Source organism: Nitrospinota bacterium (assembly GCA_029881495.1).
Taxonomy (GTDB): Bacteria; Nitrospinota_A; UBA7883; order JACRGQ01; family JACRGQ01; genus JAOUMJ01.
The window spans coordinates 1-15,187 of the sequence record JAOUMJ010000042.1; the positions used below are offsets into that span (position 1 = coordinate 1).

16 protein-coding genes are annotated in these 15,187 nt (G+C 48.5%); 12 read left to right on the forward strand and 4 right to left on the reverse strand.

The window, feature by feature from the left end:
- Positions 1 to 199 (forward strand): methyl-accepting chemotaxis protein (locus tag OEY64_12540; protein MDH5543775.1); only part of this gene is annotated, 199 nt, incomplete at its 5' end.
- Between the two features lie 87 nt (positions 200 to 286).
- Here the strand turns inward: OEY64_12540 and OEY64_12545 are convergent.
- Entirely contained in the window at positions 287 to 1,087 is an 801-nt protein-coding gene (locus OEY64_12545; protein ID MDH5543776.1) for an SDR family oxidoreductase, read from the reverse strand.
- A gap of 50 nt (positions 1,088 to 1,137) precedes the next feature.
- Positions 1,138 to 1,806, reverse strand: a complete 669-nt coding sequence (locus OEY64_12550) for a TetR family transcriptional regulator (GenBank protein ID MDH5543777.1) — start codon at positions 1,804 to 1,806, stop codon at positions 1,138 to 1,140.
- A gap of 117 nt (positions 1,807 to 1,923) precedes the next feature.
- On the opposite strand from OEY64_12550, the gene dinB reads away from it, so the two are divergent.
- The gene (dinB, locus tag OEY64_12555; GenBank protein MDH5543778.1) at positions 1,924 to 3,024 is read left to right on the forward strand and encodes a DNA polymerase IV; all 1,101 of its coding nucleotides are present in this window, start codon (positions 1,924 to 1,926) and stop codon (positions 3,022 to 3,024) included.
- A gap of 56 nt (positions 3,025 to 3,080) precedes the next feature.
- Here the strand turns inward: dinB and OEY64_12560 are convergent, their stop codons facing one another.
- Positions 3,081 to 3,368: a GIY-YIG nuclease family protein gene (locus OEY64_12560; GenBank protein MDH5543779.1), complete on the reverse strand. Its 288-nt coding sequence runs from the start codon at positions 3,366 to 3,368 to the stop codon at positions 3,081 to 3,083.
- Between the two features lie 253 nt (positions 3,369 to 3,621).
- Here OEY64_12560 and OEY64_12565 point away from each other — a divergent pair, with 253 nt between their 5' ends.
- From OEY64_12565 to OEY64_12590, 6 genes are all read left to right on the forward strand, one after another.
- Positions 3,622 to 4,320 (forward strand): hypothetical protein, encoded by a 699-nt coding sequence (locus OEY64_12565; GenBank protein ID MDH5543780.1) that lies wholly within the window; start codon positions 3,622 to 3,624, stop codon positions 4,318 to 4,320.
- Positions 4,321 to 4,332: 12 nt separating this feature from the next.
- Positions 4,333 to 5,652: an FAD-binding oxidoreductase gene (locus OEY64_12570; GenBank protein ID MDH5543781.1), complete on the forward strand. Its 1,320-nt coding sequence runs from the start codon at positions 4,333 to 4,335 to the stop codon at positions 5,650 to 5,652.
- Positions 5,653 to 5,691: 39 nt separating this feature from the next.
- Positions 5,692 to 6,429, forward strand: a complete 738-nt coding sequence (locus tag OEY64_12575) for an SDR family oxidoreductase (protein ID MDH5543782.1) — start codon at positions 5,692 to 5,694, stop codon at positions 6,427 to 6,429.
- Positions 6,430 to 6,450: 21 nt separating this feature from the next.
- Positions 6,451 to 6,639 (forward strand): Trm112 family protein, encoded by a 189-nt coding sequence (locus OEY64_12580; GenBank protein MDH5543783.1) that lies wholly within the window; start codon positions 6,451 to 6,453, stop codon positions 6,637 to 6,639.
- A 5-nt stretch (positions 6,640 to 6,644) separates the two neighbouring features.
- Positions 6,645 to 7,394 (forward strand): glycosyltransferase family 2 protein, encoded by a 750-nt coding sequence (locus tag OEY64_12585; protein MDH5543784.1) that lies wholly within the window; start codon positions 6,645 to 6,647, stop codon positions 7,392 to 7,394.
- 463 nt (positions 7,395 to 7,857) lie between these two features.
- Entirely contained in the window at positions 7,858 to 8,529 is a 672-nt protein-coding gene (locus tag OEY64_12590; protein ID MDH5543785.1) for an ankyrin repeat domain-containing protein, read from the forward strand.
- Between the two features lie 72 nt (positions 8,530 to 8,601).
- Here the strand turns inward: OEY64_12590 and OEY64_12595 are convergent, their stop codons facing one another.
- A complete protein-coding gene (locus OEY64_12595) occupies positions 8,602 to 9,531 on the reverse strand; it encodes a hypothetical protein (protein MDH5543786.1) in 930 nt (309 codons plus the stop codon).
- Between the two features lie 233 nt (positions 9,532 to 9,764).
- Between OEY64_12595 and OEY64_12600 the strand changes: the two genes are divergently transcribed.
- The 4 genes from OEY64_12600 to OEY64_12615 form a co-directional block, all read left to right on the forward strand.
- Positions 9,765 to 10,298, forward strand: coding sequence for an adenine phosphoribosyltransferase (locus OEY64_12600; protein MDH5543787.1), 534 nt, complete (start codon positions 9,765 to 9,767; stop codon positions 10,296 to 10,298).
- 102 nt (positions 10,299 to 10,400) lie between these two features.
- The gene (locus OEY64_12605; protein ID MDH5543788.1) at positions 10,401 to 12,251 is read left to right on the forward strand and encodes a methyl-accepting chemotaxis protein; all 1,851 of its coding nucleotides are present in this window, start codon (positions 10,401 to 10,403) and stop codon (positions 12,249 to 12,251) included.
- 328 nt (positions 12,252 to 12,579) lie between these two features.
- Complete coding sequence (locus OEY64_12610; GenBank protein ID MDH5543789.1) at positions 12,580 to 14,571, forward strand: FAD-dependent oxidoreductase; 1,992 nt, start codon at positions 12,580 to 12,582, stop codon at positions 14,569 to 14,571.
- A partial coding sequence (locus OEY64_12615; GenBank protein ID MDH5543790.1) for a 2Fe-2S iron-sulfur cluster-binding protein occupies positions 14,568 to 15,187 on the forward strand: 620 nt, incomplete at its 3' end. The genes OEY64_12610 and OEY64_12615, both read left to right, overlap by 4 nt.

Sequence of the window (15,187 nt, forward strand, 5' to 3'; positions counted from 1 at the left end):
TGCCGACCGCGTAAGCGAAGTTGCCGTAGCCGCCGAGGAGCAGGCCGCCACCACTACCGAGATAACCAATAACACGGTAAACGTATCGCGTGTAGCCAAAGAGATGGCAAACGGCGCCGAGCAGACCTCCGCCGCCGCGCTTGACCTTACAAAGCTCGCTGGCGACCTGACCTCGATGGTCAAGCAGTTCAAGATCTAGCTTTCTTTACCTGTTCAAAACTGTTGTCTCCGTCCTGGTTGAAAGCGGCCTGATACTTCGCAGTGATTTTATCCTGAGCTATTCAGTCTATTTTCTTCTTAGAAGAAAGACCGATAGAATTTCCAAAATTTTGTTTGGAGTAAAAGGTATGGAGAGCACTAGTAGGCGGTTATAAAATCCCGGGATAATCACTTTGCGGTTTTTTTTCATAAACTGGTTGTATGCAATTTTTGCAACTATTTGTGGTTCCATCACGAGTATTTTAAATAACAGCGTGTTTTCCATATTGGCTTTCTTTGCAAATTCGGTTCTCGTTGCACCGGGGCATAACGTCGACACTGTCACCCCTGTTCCTGAAAGTTCTGCCCTGAGTGCGCTTGAAAAACTTAAAACGTATGCTTTCGTGGCGCAATAAACGGCATCCATGGGGCAAGGGGTGAATGAACCTGTTGATCCCAAATTTAGGATTTTTCCGTAATTGTTTTTTATCATTCCAGGCAAAAACAGTTTCGTAAGTCCGGTAAGAGCCATGATATGAACTTGTACCATCCGAAGTTCGTTATCAAGCATGGTTTCGTGGAACTTGCCGCTTTCGTTAAATCCGGCGTTGTTCACCAATATGTCGACATGAATGTTCTGATTTTTAACAGCAGAAAATATTTCTTCTGGCGCGTTGGGCTCCGAAATATCCTTTGCAATAACGTAAATTGCAACATTGTAATTGCGCTCTAGATCTTCTTTTTGCGAATTCAGCTTTTCCCCGTTTCTCGAAACCAAAACAAGGTTAAATCTCTCTTTTGCAAACTTTTTGCTAAGTTCAAGTCCGATACCACTTGTGGTTCCAGTTATAAGCACCGTTTTCGTTTCATTCTGTTTTTTGTTTTTCATTTAATCCTCCAAATATAATGACCATGGGTCATTATGTATGTAAAAAAAATTTAGCTGCTACGGATCGTTTTCATACCATTGACAATAATTGTCAACATTTCAGATAATTTTTCTTCTAATCTCAACTGAAAGACCTCCATTTTTTCAGTTTCAATAACTTTTTTAACCACTGGTGCAGGGCGTGAAAGCTGAATGATACCTATTAGCAACGCCTGAAAATGAAGTAAAAACCTTGCTCCATCGTTTTCACTAAAAAAAGGTAGGCATTGTTCGACCAACTCCCCGGTTGCGAGTACTTCAGCAAGTAGGAACTTCTTGAAATCCAACGCGGTTTCATAGTCGATGTTTTGTTCCAGGATAATATGAAGTATGGGTGTGAGCTGGAGCATCAAAGGTTGGCACGCGAGGGAATCCATAATATTTTTAACGAACTCCTCAATATCGCCAAACTTTTTGCGTTGCAACGAAGCTTTTAACCGACCTTTGAAATTTTCAAACCATGACTTATATTCCCTGATTTGCAATTGAAGGAACAAATCCTCTTTGGTTTTGAAATAAAGAAAAATTGTACCTTTTGCCAGTCCCGCCTTTCTGGCAATTCTGGAGACGCTTATGTTTTGAAAATCTCCTTTGCCCAATAGATCTACAGCGGCATTAAGAATAGTTTCCCTCCTTTCAAGTTTTTCGTCACTGCTTACAGCGCGTAGTTTTTTAACCATTGTTTTTATCCTGATAAATTAATTGCCGGAAGTATAAATGACCGGCGGTCATATGTCAATTCAAAGTATCAGTAAATCGCACCCGTACAAATACCGAAAATTTGATATAATAACTTCATGGCTGTGAAGTGGAGCGGCAGGAAAATAATTCATATCGATATGGATGCCTTTTACGCCTCCATTGAGATGAGGGATAATCCCTCCCTGAAAAAGAGGCCGATAGCGGTCGGCGGAAGCCCGGGAGAGCGCGGGGTCATCTCGACAGCGAATTACGAGGCGAGGAAGTACGGCGTGAAGTCCGCGCTCCCGTCGTCTAGAGCGATGCGCCTCTGCCCGAATCTCCTCATACTCCCACCCGACATGAAAAAATATGTAGCCGTATCAAAGGTAATACGGGAGATATTCAGCCGGTTTACGGAGATCTACGAGCCTCTCTCTCTCGACGAGGCGTTCCTGGACGTCACCGGATCGACCGATTTTCAGGGGAGCGCCTACCTGATCGCGAAGGAGATAAGGAGACTCATTTTCAAGGAGACGTCTCTCACCGCCTCGGCTGGGATATCGCACAACAAGTTTCTCGCGAAGGTTGCAAGCGACTGGAAAAAGCCCGACGGCCAGTTTTTGATAAGCCCGGAGATGGTTGATGAATTCATGCCCCCTCTCCCTGTGCGGAAGATCTTCGGGGTGGGGCGGGTGACAGCCGAGAAGATGGGGGAGATGGGGATACATACTTGCGGCGACCTTCAAAAGCTGTCTGTGGAAAAACTTGTCTTGAAATTCGGCGGATTCGGGCGCGAGCTCTATCGCCTCTGCAGGGGGGATGACGACCGCCCGGTGGTGACTTCGCGCGTCCGGAAATCATTAAGCGTCGAGAGAACATTCAGCAGTGATCTGGCCGGGGAGGAAGAGCTCCTTGGGAAACTCCCCGGCCTCTATTTCGAATTCAGGGAGAGGCTCTCGCGGCATATCGAAAAGAGGGGTGCGTCACCGCTCAAGACGATGTTCGTAAAGATACGCTTTTCCGATTTCTCTTCGACGACGGTTGAGCGCCCCGTCGCGCCGGATATGCGCGCGGAGAGTTTCATCCCGCTTTTCAGGGAGGGTTACGAGCGCGCCGGAATGCCGGTAAGGCTCATAGGACTCGGTGTGAAGTTCGCAGGCTCCCCCTCCAGCCGCTCAATATCTGCCGAAGAGTCCCGCCAGCTCGCCTTTTTCTGATTTTCGAAATTTGACCAAGCGGATTATAGGAAATCCTGTAGTGAGTCAGTATTAATTCAAAATCTGTGAGTTTGGTTATAGCCAATCTTTGGCTCATTGGATTTTAGTTTGCAAATATACTCGGCTTCTTTTCTGCCAACTTCTTCCTTATCTGTTGATTCAAATAATATTTCTTTTCTGATTGTGAAATCAAATAGCTGTTCTTTTGTAAAATCTTTCTGAACTATTTCATTGTTCCACGAGCCAAAATAACGCAAAGAATGCCCACTTCCACCGACATCCTTGCCAACGTAAATTTTACCATTAGGAAATGTAAGCTTATATACAACGTAATCAAGATGCATATTGTTTGTCCTCACTATGCCAGTTTCGCAATATCCCCTAGTTTCTAGAGTTTGTCAGTAGCCTCGGTTGCCAGTTTATTTATATCTCAAATTTGGTTTGAGTGGTTAGACCTTGCAGCATTATGACAAGGAGAGGAAGGAGTTGCATCTCCGGCGTTATCCAAGCCGACTCACTACCGAAATTCCTAAAGAATTTGTTTTCAGTGGATTAGGTGATAGACTAAATAAATTAGGGAGATTAGTAGAAGGGATTATGAGGATTACCAGAGGACTATTCATCGGGACATTCTGTCTTTTTCTCGTCGCTTGCGGCGGGGAGGGGCCGAATAGCACTGCGGACGCCTCCGTTCCGCCCGATGAGACAAGGAGCAAACCTCTCACCGAGCTGAGCAAAGCGTCGCTTTCGCAGATGGAGATGGATGTCTTTAACCTCAACATCCCGGTAGAGAAATGCGATATTCGCAACTCCCCTTTCGCTTCCGATATGCTTTCCGTTATCACTGAACTTAACCTGCACCTCGGAGAGCTTGAGAACATCGAGCCTTTGGTCAGGGAGGTGCTCCTTCTCTCCGTTCCTCCCCGCGAGGAGGGGACAGTGGGGATATACCTCTGCGACGATTTGGAGTTCAGCGCGTCGACGCTTTTCCGCTCAACATTCATTTCGAACCAGTTCCTTGAGAGACTTCGCGACGGCGCAAGAACATGGGGGAGCGACGAGCTCTTCCTCCCCGCGCTTTCATACGTCGTATTCCATGAGTTTGCCCACGCCGCTCTGAACCATTCGGTGGTGAAACTTCCGGGGGAGAACGACTCCGGCTTTCCGGCTGTTGACAGGTTTGAATTCGATTTCCCGCAGGAGGTCGAGGCGGACCGCATAGCCTACAACCTTATGACCGCAACGGGTCAGGACCTTCTCGGCATAGTGGTAGCGCAGTCGCTGGATAACCTGTAATCTCTCTCCCATATGGGACGCGTCATTTCCAGCTGGGGCAATTACCCGAAAGTAACGGCAGAAACCTCTTCATTCCATATCGAGGAACAGCTCACCCCGCTTGTTCAAAACGGCGCAGACATCATTGCCAGGGGGATGGGGCGCTCATACGGCGATTCCGCGCTCGCGCTTCAAGCGATATCGACCCTCCCGCATAACCGGATAATTTCATTTGATGAAGAGAGCGGTTTGATAACATGCGAATCGGGGGTAACTCTTGAGACGATCCTCGACGAACTTGTTCCGAGGGGGTGGTTTCTCCCGGTTACGCCGGGGACGAAATATATCACGGTCGGCGGGGCGATAGCTTCGGACGTTCACGGCAAGAACCATCACAAGGAGGGGACATTTTCCGAGCATGTCATCTCGCTTAGGATAATGCTGGCCGACGGAAGCGTGGTCGACTGTTCGCCAACGGAAAACGAAATTCTATTCCGATCTACATGCGGAGGGATGGGGCTTACCGGAATAATTCTGTCAGCTATATTCCGCATGAAAAAGATCGAAAGCGCATGGATAAAGCTGAAGGAGATTCGCGCTTCAGGTCTCAGAGAACTGATGAGCCTTTTTGAAGCTTCGGTTGAAAGCGAATATTCGGTGGCATGGATAGATTGCCAAAAGCGCGGGGGCGATATGGGGCGAGGCGTGCTGATGCTGGGTGAACACGCAACGAAGGGTGAACTCCCTCCCGGCAGGGAACCGCTTGCTCTTCCGCGAAAAACGCGGCTGACTGTCCCTTTCTTTCTCCCCGGCTTTCTTCTTAACAGGTATTCCGTCACGGCGTTTAACAATGTTTATTGGTCGTTGCATGGCGGAGCGGAGCGGCTGGTCGACTACGACACATTTTTCTATCCTCTTGATTTTGTCGGGAGCTGGAACAGGATATACGGAAGGGCCGGCTTTCTGCAGTATCAGTTCGTCCTTCCAAGGGAGTCTTCAATGAACGGGATTTCCGAGGCGCTTCGCGAGGTGGCGAGAAGCGGCAACGGCTCGTTCCTGGCGGTGCTTAAACTTTTCGGCGCAGAAAATAAAAATATCCTTTCATTCCCTATGGAGGGGTATACGGTAGCGCTCGACTTTCCCGTATCGGGAAAATCGTTCCGGTTGCTGGACCGCCTGGATGAGATTGTTGTCGCTAACGGCGGTAGGATCTATCTCACAAAAGACGCGAGAATGCCTCGTGATGTATTCAGAAAAGGGTATAAAAGAGCGGAGGAGTTTCTCGATCTGAGGCGGAGCGGTGGCGGGCATTCCCGTTTCATCTCTCTTCAGTCGGGACGGCTCGGAATATGACGGCTGGCGATTTCAGCCTTGGCGGGGTATTTTATCTGAATGAGTGAAAAGTGGATTCTCTTTTTGGGGGCCGGTTCCGATGTTGCGAGAGAACTTGCGAAGCTCTACGCGATAGAAGGTTACAACCTCTATCTTGCGGGGCGGGATGTATCCGAGATGGAGGAGCTTTCCTACGCTCTTTCCAGAGCGTACGGGATAAAGGGGAGAGGCGCGGGTTTCGACGCCCTTGATTATGATTCTCACGCGAGGTTTTACTCTTCGCTGGAACCAAAGCCTTACGGTGTCGTATGCGCGTTCGGCTATCTGGGGGTGCAGGAGAGGGCCGAGTCCGAATGGGATGAGGCGAAAAAGATACTGGATACGAATCTTACCGGCGCCGTTTCGATTCTGAATATCGCGGCGAACGATCTTGAATCGAGGAAGTCCGGATTTATTATAGGTATCAGCTCCACCGGGGGGGACAGGGGGCGTGCGACGAATTATATTTATGGAGCGGCCAAGGGGGGATTCTCTTCATACCTCTCCGGTCTGAGGAACAGGCTTTATCGGCATGGCGTATCGGTGCTTACGGTTAAACCCGGCTTCATGGCGACAAAGATGACCGCCCACCTCGGTCTGCCTAAGCTTCTTACTGCCTCGCCTGCCAGTGCGGCGGGGGATATTTTCAGGGCGGCGAGAAAGGGGAAAAACATTGTCTACACAAAGTGGTTTTGGGGGATAATCATGTTTGTTATTATCCATATCCCGGAGGGGATTTTTAAGAGGATGAAGATATGAATGACATTAGGGGGAATGATAATGGCTATTGATAAAGATCTGTTGCAGATATTGGCATGCCCCAAATGCAAGGGCGATCTGGCTCTCACCGCAGAGGGGGACGGTCTCGTTTGCGCGAAATGCAGGCTGATGTATGAAATCAGGGATGAAATTCCGGTGATGCTGATAGATGAAGCGATTCCGCTGGGCGAAGATTTAAAGCCGAAATAGGGGACATGACTGCAAGGGTTTCCGCCGCGGTTATCGCCTTCAACGAGGAGGATAAAATCGGCGATTGTCTCAAATCGCTTTCGTGGGTCGATGAGATAGTCGTAGTCGATTCGCACAGTACCGACCGCACAAGGGAAATCGCCGCAAGTTTCGGCGCGAAGGTCATTGAGCGGGACTGGCCTGGAAACATCAAGCAGAAGAATTTCGCGCTGGAAAGCTGTTCGAATGAGTGGGTTATTTCGCTGGACGCTGACGAAAGGATTTCCGAAGCGCTGAAGGGGGAGATCCAAAACGCCCTGCGCGATCCTGCCGCCGACGGGTATGCGATGCCCCGCAAGGTTTTCTATATCAACAGGTGGATCACCAATTGCGGATGGTATCCAGCCCCAAAGGTCAGGCTCGTAAAAAAGGATTTAGCGAAATGGGGGGGGGTCGATCCTCACGATACCCTATTTGTAAAAGGGAAGATCGGAAAATTTACAGGTGATATTTACCACCTGTCATTTGATTCGATTTTTGATCATTTCAGGACCATCGACAACTTCACCAGAATAGGCGCTATCGAGGCTCATAAAAAAGGGAAGAGAGCAGGCGTGATCGATATTACGCTACGGCCGTTATTTACATTTATTAAAATGTACGTTTTCAAACTCGGTTTTTTGGATGGTGTGCCGGGATTTATCGCCTCTTCCCTGTCCGCATACCATACTTTCTCAAAATACGACCGTTTATTTGATATTCAGGAGAGCGAATAGTTTTTTTTCTCGGTAATTCTGCGGCTTTTGCCGGATCCGCTATAAATCGTATGCCTGTTTATGCCTAAAAATAATACCTGTATCGTTTTAATATGCTTTAATTGTTGAAAAATCAAGCAAAATTTGCGTTTTTTGGATCTTTATAATAATATAATACACAAAGAGTATAGTTCCCTATTTTAGGTGAGCTGATTATTTTGGTGCTTATTAGTCTGTTTTCTGAATCTTGTTTTGAACAGGAATTATGCTTGGGTATGGTTTTGCTGTTTTTGCAGGTGTAACTCGTTTGAATACAATAGAAATAGATAAAATTGTATTTTCGTAGATATTTGGCTAGAGGGTATTAGACGAAATGTTTGCAAGGAATTCACGCCTTATTTTACTGGCTGTTTTGACAGTATTCCTGTCCGATTTTTCGGTGCATGCAGGTGTATATAGCGGGGTAATAAATTCAGATTTGGTAATGGCCGCGGTAAAAGGCGATGCTTCCAAGGTTCAATCGCTGCTCGATCAGGGGGCCGACGTAGACGCCCAGAACAAATATGGAAGCACAGCGCTTATCGAGGCCGCAGGGAAGGGTCATCTTGAACTCATATCGCTCCTTCTGGAGTACGGAGCTGACATCAACGCCACAAGCAGATATGGCACATCGGCCCTGATGATGGCGGCGGAGAAAAGCAATCTCCCTTTGGTTGAGTTTCTCATTGAGAATGGGGCCAATGTTAATACAAAATCACAGGATGGGGAAACCGCCCTGATGAAAGCATCGGCAAACGGGGATATTGAGATTTTTCAGCTATTGCTGGACTCGGGCGCATATGTGAACGTCAAGGACAATCACGAGGGGTACACAGCTCTTCTGCTTGCCTGTGAAAATAACAACGTAGAGATTGTGAAGATTCTTATAAAAAACGGCGCGAACGTGAACTCACGAAATGTTTGGGGAACCACCCCGTTGATATGGGCAAGCAACAGAGGGGAGACTCAGATCGTGAAAATGCTCCTCAAAAGGGGCGCCGATGTAAATGTTAAAATCGCCGATGAGGATGGCGTTATCACCGCTTTGAGCCGCGCGGAGAGACGCGGTTATTGGGAAATAGTCGATATTCTTAAAAAAGCGGGAGCCAAAGAATAATCCCGCATACGGATATAGAATTCCACCTCTGTTTTTCCAAAAGGTGGATGAATGTCTGCCGTTTGTGGTTGTCTAGATTTTCAGAGATATTGAAGGGTGCTGTTTGTCGCGAGTATGATCGGGGGGATTATTGTTGCCGGTATCTTTGGCGCTCGGAGTTATTAATCTGGTGAAATCAATTCCGATCTTTTCCTGATATTCCTTCTTGCTACTTGCCTCGTTTGGTTCAAGTTTTTCAATGTTCTGCCCCGGCAGGTTTGTAATGACTTCGTTTGCCTTCCTCTCTTCGGCGGCATTTTGTCCAGGAAGGGAGACGGGATCTTTCCCTTCATTACCCGGTATAGACGGCTTTTTTACCTCTTCCAGTTTTTTTGCAGCCTCGTCCGGAGCCCCTAGGAACATGTTTCTATCATCCTGAAGGGCCGGGTCAAGTTTGTTGTACCTCTTATCGGCGTAGGCAAACGCCTCCTGGCTCTGGGCAACGTTGGATTTCATTTTGATCTCGCTCGATTTAACTATATATTTCGTCGCGGCAAAGTCGTAGGGTTCCCTGCTGAATCCTATTCTCGGTCTACCATATGCGTCATACTGCTGGCTGTAATGCGTTGTCTCGGCATGGTTGGTCTGACGTCCCTCTTCCTGCCCCGCTATTACCCCGAAATCTTTTTCCGGAACGTTGTTGATCACCATTTCCATTCTTGGCGAGGTTCCGTTCCCCCTGTATGACGAAGCATCCATTTCAGCTGTGAGGCCATGTTTTCCAAGGCTACCAAGCTTTATATGCTCTCCATTTACGTCGGTTGACCCCCCTGAGCCGGGGAGCTTTAGATCCTGGACGGAAGCTTCCTGTGACGAGACAGCCTTGAATTCGACCCTTTTGTGAGGTTTAGGGATGAAAATGGCGTCTTCGGCAATACTTGTGCGCGCAGGGGTGACCTTCTGAGTGTTTAGCTCGTGAGTTTTTCCAACGCTTAGTTTCGCGTTCGTAAGACCTATTTCCAACTAATTAATCCTCTCAAAATTACCTGCTTCCTGTCTACCATAATACCAGATACTTTATACCTCTTGAAGGTACTACTCTTCTCTCTTCGGTTGGAATATGTGAAACTTTAGTTTTTTTGTTACAAATCTGGACAATTCGTTCCTTGAGAAAAAGAGTGAAATTCTGATACACTAAACTCCAAACTTAGGTTGAGAAAGCTTTCGACAAATTTGTGAAATGCCATGGGGGGGAGATGACTGAAGGTCCAGGCCAGGATTTAATAGGGAAGATCAGGATTGTTCCGGATTTTCCCAAAAAAGGGATAGAATTTTTCGACATTACCACTCTTTGGAATGACGCTGAGGGTTTTAAAAAACTCAACGACCTCTTTTATGAAAATTACAAGGATAAAGGGATCACAAAGGTAGTCGGGATCGAGGCGCGGGGATTCCTGACCGCCTCGGTAATGGCCTACAGGCTCGGTTGCGGTGTTTCGCTTGTCAGGAAGCCGGGAAAGCTCCCGTATGAGACGATCTCGGAATCATATGAGCTCGAATACGGTACCAATGAAATACATCTTCATAACGACGCTGTGCACAAAGGTGATGTAGTCCTATTGATGGATGATCTTCTCGCTACCGGAGGGACAATGGCCGCCACAGTAAAACTGGTGGAAAAACTGGGTGCAAGCATAGCAGGGATCGCCTTTATCGTAGAGCTTGATTTCCTGAAAGGGCGTGAAAAGCTTGGGGGGCATGAAATTTTATCATTGATACGGACAAGCTGAAAAAGGTTTCCGCTCCTTTTCTGTTCATATTTTAGAAGGTTCGAAGCGGGTAGTATAGTCCGGGGTGATGGATAGCCGATAACTGCTTAAACGGGGGGTGTTATGGAGTTTTTCAAAAAGTATTTTGGAAACCTCGTTCTGCACCGGGGGATTTCCATACAGGTAAAGATATTCGGCATTCTCTTTGCCTTTCTCATAGCCCAATCCCTGATACAGCTATATCTCAATATTGAGCAGGGGAACAACGCCCTCTCCCAGATAACCAAATCGCTGGATGAATCACTTGAAACCCTCACTGAAAGTCAGGGCAAGCGGCTTGACCAGATCAATAGTGCGCAAAAGGAAGAGATGCATGTCATGAGCAGGCTGATTATCGGGAGCATCAACGATATGATGATGACCGGAAACGCCGACATAGTAAAAGAGTGGTTCGAAGAGGTCGCCAACGAGGAGATGTTCTTGAAGCTTCAGCTTTTCCGCACATGGAACCACCCTGGTGAAGTTTCGTTTCGGGATAATGAAACTATAAAAACGGTTAATTACGTTCTTGAAAACAGCACGTTCCGTGAACGGATGATCGAGGAGAAAGAGGTCATTGAAGATTCCTTGATGGATGAATTCAACAAGGCCATGGAGAGCGGAACCCCGCGTTTCATTGAGCAGGATATGGGGAGTGTTCCCGCCTTTACCGGCCTCTTCGTTCTGCCGAATACGGAAGAGTGCCAATCCTGTCACGGCGAGGATCACAAGACGCGAGGTATTCTCAGGGTCACCATTTCAGCAAAAAACGTGAAGATGGCTGAGAACGATATCCGTAAACAGATGGAAGATGCGAAGGTCTTGCAGGAAAAAGAGGTTTCCGAAGTAAAGGGAGAAAGCCGCACCGCGAGGAACATCTCCATTATCGCGGCCATAGTGCTTATCACTATCAACCTCCTTGTTTTGAATTCCTTCTTCAGGGTTATGGTGGTAAAGCCGGTGAATGACATTTCCATTATCGCTGGGAAGATCGCTGGGGGAGATCTAAGGACGGAAATCAAGATGGACCGTGACGATGAGATCGGCGACCTGTACAAATCCCTAAGCGAGATGAAGGAAAACCTTAAAAGAATGATAAATCAGATTCACAAGAGTTCCATGGATGTCTCATCCGCGGCATCGAACTTGAACAGCTTCGCGCTTCATATAAACGAAGGAACAACCAAGCAGACCGAACAGTCAACCCACGCCGCTACATCCGTAGAGGAGATGTCGAGCACCATCACCGAGATAGCGAGAAGCTCTTCGGAAGCTCTGGGATCCTCTACCATGGCACGCGAGACTGCTGAAAGAGGGGCAAAGGCCGTGCAGGAAACAGTGGAAGGGATTCACAGGGTTTTCAAAGCGATGGAAAAATCGAGCGCCATGATCAAAACGCTCGGAGAAAATTCAAACGAGATAAACAAGATAATTTCGGTTATTGACGAGATAGCCGAACAGACAAATCTTCTTGCGCTTAACGCCGCCATTGAGGCTGCCAGGGCAGGCGAGGCTGGTAGAGGCTTTGCGGTTGTTGCGGACGAAGTAAGAAAGCTGGCTGAGAGAACGACAAAGGCCACCAAGGAAATAGCCGGGATGATCCAGAAGATACAGAATGACACAATCGAGGCTGTCGGTTCGATGGATGAAGTTATGACTGAGGTAAAGCAGGATGTCTCCCTGGCGGATGAAACAGGCAGGTCGCTTTCCGAGATAGTGAAAAAGGTGGAAATTTCCACGGATATGGTGAATCATATTGCCACGGCCTCTGAAGAGCAGTCGAAGACTGTGGAGGAGATTGCGAGGAACGTAAACGAGGTGGCCCAGGTCAGTATTGAAACCTCGAAAGATTCGAAAGAAACGCTGGTCGCCGCCCAAAAACTTTCAGTCCTGGCGGATGATCTGAGTAAACTTGTTTCACAGTTCAAGATTTAATGTTCTCGGCAGGGATTTTGCCGGGAAGATGGAGAATTTATTGGCAAATTGAAGTGATGTCGAATTTTTATAACGTTTTGTTTAGGGGCTTTTCAGTTAATCATATGCTTGATTTTCCCTGCGCCATCGACTATAAACATCGGTTCAGGTTTACGGCGAAAGGGGAAAGTGGAAATCAGAGGGTAAAATTACTCTCTCGCTGGCCCATTTTGGGGCGTTATTGTGAGAAAATATTTGTCTAAAGTCGGCTAACGTCATTGTTGAGCCTTCTTTCGGCTGTTTGGTAATTGGGGGGATTCGGTTTGCAAAGCTATTTGGCAGGTAAGGTATGAAAGTACTTTTTAGTTCCTGGCAGAACAAGATAGTCGACAACCGGGAGAGGTCCGAGGATGCTTGGGAAGATTCCCCAAATGTAAAACTCCCGGATACTTTCGATGGGGAGAGGAAATTCTCCGGTTTTATCGGATGGGGAGGTATGATCCTTCTCGACAAAGGGGCGGATGCCGTCGAGATGACATATCAGTACGCGAAATCCCTTCAGGCCAGCTCATGCGCCAAATGTTTCCCCTGCCGTGCCGGCACGAAGGTTATGGAAGATGCCCTTGAGAGGATAGTCGATGGGAAAGGTTCCGAATCCGATTTCACCCAGCTTGAAGGGCTGTGCGATGATATTTCTAAAAACTCGAAATGCGGCATAGGTCAGCTTGGCCCTAAGCCGATAGTGGACGCCGTCACTCATTTCAAGGAAGATTTCATGGATTACATTGCCGGGAGGAAAAAGCGCCCGGGACACAGGTATCCATATAAAATGACCGCTCCGTGCACTTCGGCGTGCCCCACCGGCATGGATATTCCCGCGTACATTGAGTTCATCAAGGACTCCGATTTCAAGGGCTCGCTTGAAAATATCAGGGAGGCAAGCCCTCTTGCCAGCACGCTTGGGCGGGCATGTTTCCATCCGTGCGAGAACAACTGCCGAAGGGCGAACGTCGATACCTCCATCGCCATCTGCAAACTGAAAAGATCCGCCTGGGACTGGGAGGATCAGCACGAAGTCGAAAAACCATCCAACCCGAACAGGCACAAAAGGGAAGAAAAGATCGCCGTTATCGGCGGCGGTCCTGCCGGTGCCTCGTGCGCATACTACCTCGCGCTGGAGGGATACCGCGTAACTGTTTACGAAAAACTCCTCAGTTGGGGCGGCGCGTCATGGACCGGCATTCCGCAGTACAGAATTCCAAAGGAGATATTGAGCAGGGAGTACCGATATCTCGAAGATATAGGCATCGAGTTCAAGTTCGGTGTTGAATTCGGCAAGGACGAGACCTTCAAGTCGCTCCGTAAAAAGGGGTACAAGGCGTTCTTCCTCGCGACAGGCGGCGATCTTTCGAAGGACGCCCGCGTGAAGGGGGAGCATGACGGTCATGAAGGATTCTATGGAGGTATCTCCATACTGAAAGATGTTGTAATGAACACTATGCCGAATCCTCCTGTAAAACCCCCAGCGCTTCCGACGCCGGAGACTGTGCTCGTCATAGGCGGAGGAAATACGGCGTTCGACTGCGTAAGAACGTTTATCAGACTCGGTTCAAAGGATGTAAACATTGTATATAGAAGAACGAAAAACGAGCTCCCCGCCGATCCGCATGAGGTTCATGAGGCGGAGGCCGAGGGGGTCAAGTTCCAGTTCCTCCTTGCCCCTACCAAGATCGTGGCGAAAAAGGGGAAGGTAGTCGGTCTTGAGTGTCAGAAGATGCAGCTCGGCGAGCCGGACTCCTCAGGCAGAAGAAGCCCGGTGGCTGTTGAAGGTTCCGAGCATGTTATCAAGGCGGATATGATAATCGCCGCCATAGGACAGGATTGCGATATCAAATATCTCGATGAAGAGCCGACAATAAAAAAATCCAAATGGGATACCATCGTCACGAACGAAGATACATACCAGACCGAAGTGCCGGACGTATTCGCGGGGGGGGATGTTCAGACCGGACCCCTGACCCTCGTAACGGCGGTCGGTCAGGCGCGTCGCGCGGCGCAGTCCATCGGACAGTACTTGAGGGGTGAGCCGATACGCATCTCCGACGAGCAGGCGATGGAAAAGGTTATCGCGAAGATCGGCGCGTACGATAAAAAGGAAATTATCCCGATGCCGGGCGGTTGGAGCAGGCAGGAGATGCCCATCTGTGGCGCGGACGACAAGCTGAAAACTTTCACGGAAGTGGAGCTTGGGTATACTACCGAGCAGGCGATGGAAGAGGCTGCGCGCTGTATGCGATGCTACATAGTAGGGATGGTCAGCATTGCCGGAGATGGAAAATGAGCAGTCCGGTGAAGGAAAAAGCGACAATGGTAGAACTTTCCATTAACGGCAAGAGCGTCCAGGTAAAATCCGGAACTACGATACTGAACGCGGCGCGCGGTATCGGCATCAGCATCCCTACACTTTGCTACATGGAGAAGCTCAAACCGATCGGCTCGTGCCGTCTCTGCTCCGTGGAAGTTGAAGGGATCGATTCATCCGTTATGTCTTGCACCACGCCGGTAACGCAGGGGATGAAGGTCACTACCCACAGCGAGAAACTGGAAAAATACAGGCAGGACATGATGAAGATGATCCTTCTGAATCATCCTCTCGACTGCCCGGTATGCGAACGCTCGGGCGAATGTTCGCTTCAAAACAGGACTTTTGAACTGAACGTCCTCGGCCATGACTGGAAGACAAACAGCCATAAAAAGGTTCCGGTGGTCGACTGGAGGCTCATCCGATACGACGAGAATCTCTGCATCATGTGCGAGCGGTGCGTGAAAGTATGCCTCGAGGTTCAGGGCGTCGGCGCCTACAAGGTTGATGGCAACGGATACGCCGCGAAGATAAATACCGTGACCGGCGAACCTCTTGATTGCGATTTCTGCGGGCAATGCATTTCTGTCTGTCC